Raw genomic sequence first — 8,248 nt, forward strand, 5'->3', positions numbered from 1 at the left:
TTCCTCGGGCCAGAGATTTGCCGCCGGTTTCTTTCGGATTTCACCTCACGGTGAACACCCTTACCTTAAACTATAGCTACTGCTACCTTCACTATTCGGGACTTTCACCCTAGAGATAACGCCCATGCCGGGCACACAAAACTAAAATCAAGGGGATGCTCCCCTTGATTCGTTTCCATGCGGCTAGCCTCTTTAAATTTATGCAGAATTAACAATTATTAACGTCTAAATTTTTCATAGTACAGTTTCCTTGGAGATGGCAAAAATCACAATGGGTTTTTCCCCTGAAATCAGGCAAATTATTGCCTATCCCCATTACCATAGCCAATGACTTTTTGGGAAGCATCAGGTTGGAAGATGTTAGGCTGATGCCAATCCGTTCTCCTTTGAGAAAATTAATAATGGATCTCACGTCCTCAAGGCCTTTCCAGTAAGAATGACCGGGCCCTAAAGAGAATGTGGTTTTCAGGTGCTTAGCCTTATAGAGCCCTTCAATTTCTCTCATCATCAAGGTTGCTGATTTGGCCATAACAGCCGATCCTGCGGAATCTAAAATAAAAGCCTCCAATGTTTGACTTCTATCCATATATTCTTTAATTAGCTGATCAAGCAGACCGCCTATGGTCATGGCAAATAAAATAACACTGTCGGCTGAACCTAAGACACGAGGCAATAGTCTGCCTCTTAAAGTCGGTGCATTCTCAAGATAAAGCTCCTCTTCTCCAACGCCAATAACTTGAACCTCCTGCCAGATTACTGCAGGGCGTATTAACCTTTTAGCCTCTGCTAAAAGCCGCAGGTTCAGATCCACCATCTCTTGCCGCGGCGCCCGTCTGCTGTAATCCGCTCCTTGCGCAGTGAATAGTTCCTGGATGGTCACCTCAGGCACCATACCTTCGGATACTTTTGCTTCAGTCATCCTTCTCCCTCTTTTCAGTCCAGCTTGAAGTAGGTATTTTCGGCAAAAATAGTATTGAATTTTGAGTAGCTGCCAAGTTCGACAAAAGAGACTGCTGAGGCAATATCATCCGCTTGGGAAAATTCCCCGGCTGAAAGCAGAGCAATTTTTGCTCCCGTCCCTGCAGCGTTGCCGATCATCCTGATTTTGTCTTCAAGTTCCCGCGGAATTAAACCGATTACACAGGCACTGTGCGGATTCAAATAATTTCCGAAAGCCCCGGCCAACAACACTTCTTTAACATCCTCCACCTCTAGGCCACTGGTTTTCAGCAAAACTCTGACCCCTGCCGCAATCGCTCCTTTGGCTAGCTGAAGTTCACGAATATCATTTTGCGTAATCATTATCGGCCTGCCGTGAAGCGTTTCACCGGAGTCAGCCAGTAAAAATGCCCAAGCCCCTTCATATTGAATTAACCTGTCTTTAAAACGCAGCGATTGAGGATGCGTGATTTTATCAGGCTCAAGAAATTTGCCTCGTTTATTAATCATTCTCAACTCTACCAGACCTGCTACTCCATCAAGAAGAGCAGAACCACAGATTCCCGCGGGATTTCCCCCACCAATCACCGTAAACTCCAAGCGGTCTGCAAAAGAAATATGGTCAATAGCTCCTATGGCTCCCCTCATTCCGTTAGTTATTTGTGCTCCTTCAAAAGCCGGGCCTGCCGCAGCCGAACAGGCAACCGTCTTATGTTTCGAACCGAGCACAATTTCCCCATTTGTGCCAATATCCAGGATAAGGGTGACATGCTCGCTTTTTTCCAACTCTGTAGCTAATAAAACAGCCGAGGTATCTGCCCCCACAAAGCCCGCAATATTAGGCAGGACAAAAACCTGGCCGGCTTCATTAATATCTAATCTCAACTCGGAGGCAGTGACCACAAGTCCTTGGTTAACTACTGAAACATAAGGTGATACTCCAATTGATTGAGGACTTATACCCAAAAAAAGATGGTGCATGGTTGTATTGGCCGCAACGGAAACTGCATAAATATCCTTTCTCTTTCTTCCCGCTTTTCCCACTGCTTCCCCAATCAATTTATTAACGGCATCTGTCACTGCTTTGTGCAGAAGATCCAGACCCTCAGCGTTTCCGGCAAAAGTAATTCGTGATATAACATCTCCCCCATATTGAGCTTGAGGATTAAGTGTGGACACGACAGCAAGCTCTTTACCCGAGTTTAGGTCCAGCAAGTAGCCAACAATTGTCGTTGTCCCAATGTCAAAGGCCATTCCCAACATGACTGCTGAAGTGTCGCCCTGTTCTATACCTAACACTTTCGAGTCAAGTAATACCGCAGTCAGGCGATTTTGAGATTGTCGTATCGTTTCCGGCAGCCGGCGCAGAAGAGAGAGAGGAGCCTGTAAAGTGTTATCATTGAAGCCGCGCGCGGCAAGAGCTTCCTTAAGCCGCTGCCAGTCAGATTTGTGCTCGCTGAGAGAAGGCTGACTAGTTTCGATAAACAGCTTTTTCAGATGTGCTTGAATATAGAAAGGCCGCTCTGCGGAATTAATTAAGATATTATGCTGCAAATGTCCGGGACTTAAAATTTCTATGACCATATCTCTATAGATCTTGGTAGCACAGGCCAGGCGAATTCCTTCTTCTAACTCCTGCCTGGTCAAATGAGCCTGCTCGGTGGCAATGGGGTCACTTACCCCTTCTAAAACTTTTACCCGGCACTTTCCGCATTTTCCCCTTCCTCCGCAGGGAAAGTCAGTTCCTAAACCTGCTTGGTTCATGGCTTTCATGATGGTGGTTTCGGCTGCTGCTCGTATCTTGATAGTTCCCGGTTGGAAGATCACTGTAAATTCTTGCAAGAAGAATACCTCCTTCTTTAAAAAACAAAACTGCATCGGGCAAAGATGCAGCTGTTTATTTTTCTTGAGCAAAAGTGAAGCATCAATTAATCACTACTGCCTTTCAGTTTGATATAATCTCCCCGAAAATATGTCATGCAGAAACCGATCGGCTTTTTTTCTTCATTATATATTCTTTGCTCAACCACCAATAAAGCCAATTCATCATAAATATTCAAATATTGCTTTACTTCTTTGTCAGGCATTTGAGCATAAATGGCTAATTCTTTTTTTAGAGAAAAAGCGGACATGCTGCCGGAAACCATCTCGGGAAAAGTCGCTTGTTCAAGCTCCTTTTCCACAATCGGCATTCCTTTGGAGTAGAGCAGATATTTAATATCATAAGCTACAGGCTTGCCTTCAGTATAAAACAATCTGCGAATAACAATCACATTTTTATTGATGGTCGTCTGAAGCTCTCCGGCAAGTTTCTCATCAGGCATTATAATGTTGACTTCCAACAAGCGGGACTGATCCACGGTATTAATTGAGTTGTTCATTTCATCATAGTAGATCGTGTATTTATTGAGTTCAGGTTTCCGAACGAAACTGCCTTTGCCCGGGATTGAATAAATGTATCCGTCGTTAGCCAAGATAGCAAGCCCTTTTCTGACGGTCATCCGACTGGCGCCATACTCTTTGCAGAGAGCATTCTCGGAAGGAACCGCATCACTCGGTTTTAACTGGCCACTGCTTATTTTCTGTTTAATGTCTTCAACAATAGTAAGATACATGGGATTAATCATGGCTTGCTTCTCCCATTCTGCCGGAAAGATTCATCCATTCGAGGCAAATTTCCACACCTTTGGAAGCCTCCGTAGCATAGCCATCAGCCCCTATATAACTGCATCCATGCGCGTTGAGATAATTTGCTCCGGCTATGATCTTGACTTGTTCCCGCAATCCCGCTCTGGTAAAAGCATCTACCACCTGTTTCATTTGATCCAGAGTACTCGACAAAACTCCGCTTAACCCGATAATATGGGGTTGATGCTCCTGTGCCTTTTTCACAAAAACTTCTCCGGGTACGTCTACTCCGAGATCAATGACCTCAAAGCCATGGGTCTCCAAGAGTGCCCTGAAAATTTCTTTACCAATATCGTGGATATCATCTTTAACGGTACCTATTAAGACCTTACCGCTTTTATTTTTATAATAATTTCTGGAATAAGAGCTAATTTTATTTAACCCCAAGACCTCTCTAAAGATGATGCCCGCCATAATCAGGTCAGCTATATAGTAATCCTTACATTCATAACGCTTGCCAACCCGATTCATCCCTTCAATAATCAAATTGATTAAGGCTAAGGGATTCATTCCTTGGTCTAAAGCCTGGTTGGCGAGTTCTAATACTTTACTTTCTTCAAGCTGCTCCACACAATCAACTAAGAGTTCCTTCGATTCGAAAAAGTCCTTCATTACACCCTCCACAAACAGGTTGATACAAGGTCTTCGCATTCGCTTGGATAACATATTGCCCTGAAAAACGTTTTCTGAAACGATAAATTAAGCCTGAGGCTGTCGGCATAATTCCAAATCAAAAACGCTGCAAAGGAAGGCCTTGGCCGCAATGGCCAAAATCTTGCTCGCTTACCGTCTCTCCTTTACGGATAAAGCAGAAGTCTTTTTCCAAACCGCCTTCAAGTAAGCTTTCAAGTAACCATGTCCCGCCTTGGGACAATTCCAGTTGGAGGTTTAGGTCTTGGGCAAGTTTTGCGGCTTCAGCCAGGCACTCTTCCAGAGGATATGCTTTCGTATCAATAAGCATTAGATATTTATAATGTTTAAACATTTGCTGAATAATTCTGCGGGCACGTTCTTCGCCATAGCGTTTAACAGCATGTTCAATTTCAGCGGCAAAACTATTGGTGCCCTCCAACCACCCTTTAGTCAAAAAGAAAGTTGCTCCCTGTCTCTCATAAACCCGATCTTGTTTCTGCAAAACCATTGCAATGCAATCTTCGACTCTGGGAATGATCAAATCCGCAGTGGAAGCCCGCAAGCCAACTGTGCCGTTGCCGCAACAACCATAAGCTAAAAGAATTGAGTCAACACCTTCTATGCTATCGATTTCCTCTTGGAGTTTAGCTCTTAAACGGTTGGGATCATTATGATATTGGGAATCCAGCCAAATTACCGGATATTGGCACCCCGTTTCACGCATAGCCTTATTTACTTCGTACTGCAGCGTCTTGCAGGCTATCAGCGCCATTCGCCGCTGTGCCATGTTTTTCGCCATCAAGATTACCCCTAACCTTATTGTTTGATAGGGCCGATTTTGTTTTTTCTGAAAGCATTCGAGAAATTTCTGCAAAGACGATCCCGGCCTAATAAAGCTTCAGTTGCCATAAGAGTAGCCATCATATCCCGATTCGCCGGATCAAGAATGGCAGAATCCATTCCCGCATAAAGAGCGATGGTCAGAAAGCCTTGATTAACTATTTTCCGCAAGGGCATGCCAAAAGAAATATTGCTTAAACCGGAGGTTACTTTAATTGTGGGATATAATTCTTTAACCCGTCTTAAAGTCTCTGTAAAATTCAACAACGATTTATTATCGGCGGACAGGGCCAGCACCAGGGGATCAATATGAATTCGCTCAGGTGTAATCCCATACTTTTGCGCTTTTTCTACAATATTTCCGGTAATCTTCACCCGCGTCTCGATGTCAGAAGGAATTCCCTTGTTATCACAAGTCAGAGCGATAACCTGCCACTCCGTACCCTCTAGCAAAGGAAAAATAACCTCACATTTATTCCCTTCTTCAGAAACAGAGTTGATTAACCCTGGGCGCCTGGCGTACTTAAAGACCTCTTTAATAACAGCAGCATTTGGGCTGTCAATACACAAAGGAGTATCAACGGTATCTTGAACCAGATTCATCAGCCATATTAAAGTTTCTACTTCGACTTCCGGTGCGGTACTTGCACACACATCCAAATAATGAGCTCCCGCCTCAGTTTGTTTAAGGGCAAGATTGCGGATGAATTCTTCATCTCTTTCAGCAATAGCATTTTTTACACTGGGAATCGTTCCATTAATTTTTTCTCCGATAATGATCATTGCTGTGTCTTCCTCTCTTTGTAAAAGGGGAGAGAGCTTTTGCTCCCTCCCTTTTATTTTTATAACATTGCCTTAGGCACAAAGAAACATTACGAATCCAAACAGCATTTCCTCATAACTTTGCATTTTAGGAGCCATTAATTGAGCTTCTTTCTCATCAATTTCCGGGTGCAGAGCCATATATTCTTCCCAGGCTTTATAATAATTTGTGTTCATCATTAAATCCTCCCTTAATAGCTGGCATTGTTAGCAACATAATCTAAGACAGCTTTTGTATTGTCAACATTGACACTATCCAATGTGATAATAGCTTTATCAAAGCTAAAGAAATAGTTGCCTCCCGGTGCTAAAATTTCGATAAGCTCTTTTGCCTTGTCAATGCACTCTTGTTTTGTCCCCGTCTTCAAAAGGGTAAGGGGATAAAATCCGCTGATAACGTGCTTGCTGCCCAGCTTGTCCTTGACAGTCTTGGGATCGCCATATTCGAACGTCATAACAGTTCCCGCAGGAAGCTCGGCCAAATAATCCAGATAGCGCATCCAATCTTGTTCCACGAACAAATAGGACCTCATGCCTTTTTCCGCCAATCCTTCTACCAATTTTTTGAATCCCGGCCAGTAGAGACGTTCAAAATCTTTAGTGCGCAGGTAGGGTGCCATATGCAACGGAATGAATGTCGCATTGTATTTATTCGGGAAGACCTGGGTTCCCATTTTAATCATCAGAGGAATCGCCGCATTGACCGCAGCCTCTACCTTATCGGGAATTCTTCTTACATCTAACGTGATGTTCTTAAATCCTCTCAGTTGATCTGTCAAAATGTCAAAGGGAGCCTCGCAGAAAGCGGCAAAAAGGGTTACTGCCCCATAGTTAAATTTATCAATTAAATTCCCATAAATTCTAAACAGATTATTGGTCTCATCCGTATAAGCTTTAAAAGCCTTAGCCATGACCAGAGACCTGGTGACAGGGTCCGAATTAAGTTCCGGATATAAGTTGGGTAATACTCTCTCCAGGATGCAATTATACGGCGAGGCGATAAAAGCGTCATAATCCTCCAGTTTAAGCCCTTCAACTTCCGGATGTTGCAAAAAACCGTTTGAACCCATCACGAAGTTTCTAGACCCTAATATCCTGTAAAACGATGGCATTCTAAAGGCTGAAACTGACAATAGATCGGAATAAAAGTCTTCACACACTTTTTCAAAACTTGCCTCAAGGTCAGTAGTGTCCCATTGAACTTCTTTTAAATCTTTTCCGGCGTATTGAATGGCAAATTCATGAGCAAAATTCGAGGCAACCGGCACTCGTTTGGGAATTTTCCCATCCATAATATCAGTAAATAATTGTGTTCTTTCTTGGGACAATGACAGTGCTTCCGACATGCTATTTCACCCACCCTTGACATATTTTTACACCCTCGGCCGCATTTGTTGTAAAGGTGTCTGCACCGATCTGCTTACAAGCCTCTTCTGTCACCGGGTTCCCGCCAATAATAACTTTTACCTGATCTCTCATTCCGGCTTCGTCTAAGGCTTTGACCGTTGCTTTCATGGAATCAATTGCTAAGGTGAGCACCCCACTCATGCCTAATATTTCTGCTTTTACTTCTTTTACTTTTTCCACAAATGCCACAGGAGGGACGTCTATGCCAAGATCATATACAACAAAACCCGCGGCTTCAACCATGCTGGCAAAAATATTTTTGCCAATATCGTGCATATCACCCTGAACGGTACCGACAACAATGCTGCCAACCTTACCTGTGTTTTCTCCGCCTATTACAGGTTTTAAGATTTCAATCGCTTTATTTAAAAGTTCTCCGGCAAAAATAAGGTCACCTACATAGTACTCTTTCTTTTCAAAAAAATCCCCGACAATACTCATACCTCGCTGGCAAGCCCCCACGACTTGATTGGCCTCAGCACTGCTGGGTTTCGATGCCACGAACCCTTCCAACAGTTCTACCACCTGACCCTCATCTAGATCTCCAATCGCTTGTGTCAATGCTTCTAAATCTAGCATACCCCTTCACTCCCTTTAATTAATTAGCAACGATATACCTGTATATACAAGTATATTTAAGATTTTCTTGTTTTTAGTTTATTCATTATTTACTTAATTGTCAATATTAAATTTTCAAAAAATTTATATTTATGGCAACACAGCCTTCAAAACCTTTTGGTTCTTAAAAAGGACAAAAATCCAATTCCCTAAGAAAATAAGGGAGTGTCGCAAAACTACTTTAAAAAGTAGTCTGCGATACTCCTTTTTTGCTTTTTGGCTATTAAAATCGATTAGTAAATCTTCAAACATTTTGAATCTCTCTGATGCACTTAAATTTGGGCACAGAAAAATAAGCCTC

The 8,248-nt window shown here is 42.9% G+C and carries 10 protein-coding genes; all 10 read right to left on the bottom strand.

Annotation, left to right across the window (positions count from 1 at the left end):
- Positions 1 to 208: 208 nt before the first annotated feature.
- Positions 209 to 919 (bottom strand): Vitamin B12 dependent methionine synthase activation subunit, encoded by a 711-nt coding sequence (locus REC12_RS00335; RefSeq protein WP_308891478.1) that lies wholly within the window; start codon positions 917 to 919, stop codon positions 209 to 211.
- A gap of 14 nt (positions 920 to 933) precedes the next feature.
- On the bottom strand, positions 934 to 2,781 hold the full coding sequence (locus tag REC12_RS00340) for an ASKHA domain-containing protein (protein WP_308891480.1): 1,848 nt from the start codon (positions 2,779 to 2,781) through the stop codon (positions 934 to 936).
- A gap of 86 nt (positions 2,782 to 2,867) precedes the next feature.
- Complete coding sequence (locus tag REC12_RS00345; protein WP_308891483.1) at positions 2,868 to 3,566, bottom strand: GntR family transcriptional regulator; 699 nt, start codon at positions 3,564 to 3,566, stop codon at positions 2,868 to 2,870.
- On the bottom strand, positions 3,559 to 4,239 hold the full coding sequence (locus REC12_RS00350) for a cobalamin B12-binding domain-containing protein (protein ID WP_308891486.1): 681 nt from the start codon (positions 4,237 to 4,239) through the stop codon (positions 3,559 to 3,561). The genes REC12_RS00345 and REC12_RS00350 overlap by 8 nt, the downstream gene beginning before the upstream one ends.
- A gap of 118 nt (positions 4,240 to 4,357) precedes the next feature.
- The gene (locus REC12_RS00355; RefSeq protein WP_308891490.1) at positions 4,358 to 5,059 is read right to left on the bottom strand and encodes a DUF1638 domain-containing protein; all 702 of its coding nucleotides are present in this window, start codon (positions 5,057 to 5,059) and stop codon (positions 4,358 to 4,360) included.
- A 17-nt stretch (positions 5,060 to 5,076) separates the two neighbouring features.
- Entirely contained in the window at positions 5,077 to 5,883 is an 807-nt protein-coding gene (locus tag REC12_RS00360; RefSeq protein ID WP_308891493.1) for a methyltetrahydrofolate cobalamin methyltransferase, read from the bottom strand.
- 72 nt (positions 5,884 to 5,955) lie between these two features.
- Positions 5,956 to 6,102, bottom strand: a complete 147-nt coding sequence (locus REC12_RS00365) for a hypothetical protein (protein WP_308891501.1) — start codon at positions 6,100 to 6,102, stop codon at positions 5,956 to 5,958.
- Positions 6,103 to 6,113: 11 nt separating this feature from the next.
- Complete coding sequence (locus REC12_RS00370) at positions 6,114 to 7,268, bottom strand: uroporphyrinogen decarboxylase family protein (protein ID WP_308891495.1); 1,155 nt, start codon at positions 7,266 to 7,268, stop codon at positions 6,114 to 6,116.
- Position 7,269: 1 nt separating this feature from the next.
- Positions 7,270 to 7,908: a cobalamin B12-binding domain-containing protein gene (locus REC12_RS00375; protein WP_308891497.1), complete on the bottom strand. Its 639-nt coding sequence runs from the start codon at positions 7,906 to 7,908 to the stop codon at positions 7,270 to 7,272.
- Between the two features lie 129 nt (positions 7,909 to 8,037).
- A partial coding sequence (locus tag REC12_RS00380) for a hypothetical protein (protein ID WP_308891499.1) occupies positions 8,038 to 8,248 on the bottom strand: 211 nt, incomplete at its 5' end.

It is taken from the genome of Candidatus Desulfosporosinus nitrosoreducens, from assembly GCF_030954495.1.
GTDB lineage: Bacteria > Bacillota > Desulfitobacteriia > Desulfitobacteriales > Desulfitobacteriaceae > Desulfosporosinus > Desulfosporosinus nitrosoreducens.